The following is a 633-nucleotide window of genomic DNA, read 5'->3' on the forward strand; positions in this document are numbered from 1 at the left end:
AGCAGGGCCTTGCGCCGGGTGTCACCCAGGCCGGGGACCTCGTCGAGGGCGGAGGCCACCATGGCCGTGGACCGCTTCTGCCGGTGGTAGGCGATGGCGAAGCGGTGTGCCTCGTCGCGTACCCGTTGCAGCAGGTAGAGCGCCTCGGACGTCCGCGGGAGGATGACCGGGTCCGCGGTGCCCGGCAGCCAGACCTCCTCCAGCCGCTTCGCCAGCCCGCACAGCGCCACCCCGCCGGGGCCGGCGTCGATGCCGAGCTCGTCGAGCGCCCGGGCCGCCGCGGCCACCTGGGGCGCCCCGCCGTCCACCACGACGAGGTTCGGCGGGTAGGCGAACCGGCGCGGCCGCCCGGTCCCCGGATCGATCGGCTGCGCGGCATCCGGCGCGTCGGCGATGTCGGCGATGTCGGCAAGCTCGCCGACGCGGGACCGCTCGGCGAGGTAGCGCGAGAACCTCCGGTGGATGGTCTCGTACATGCTCGCCACGTCGTCCCCGGCAGCCCCGTCCCCGGCAGCCCCGTCCCGGCCGGCACCCTCCCGGCCGGCGATGCCGCGGATCGCGAACCTGCGGTACTCGGACTTGCGCGGCAGGCCGTCCTCGAACACGACCATGCTCGCCGCGACGTTCGTGCCC

At 75.4% G+C, this 633-nt stretch carries 1 pseudogene; it reads right to left on the bottom strand.

Annotation, left to right across the window (positions count from 1 at the left end):
* Positions 1 to 633: pseudogene (locus ACY45C_RS03190) on the bottom strand (excinuclease ABC subunit UvrC); the annotation flags it as partial.

The sequence above is a fragment of the Frankia sp. CcWB2 genome, from assembly GCF_977927585.1.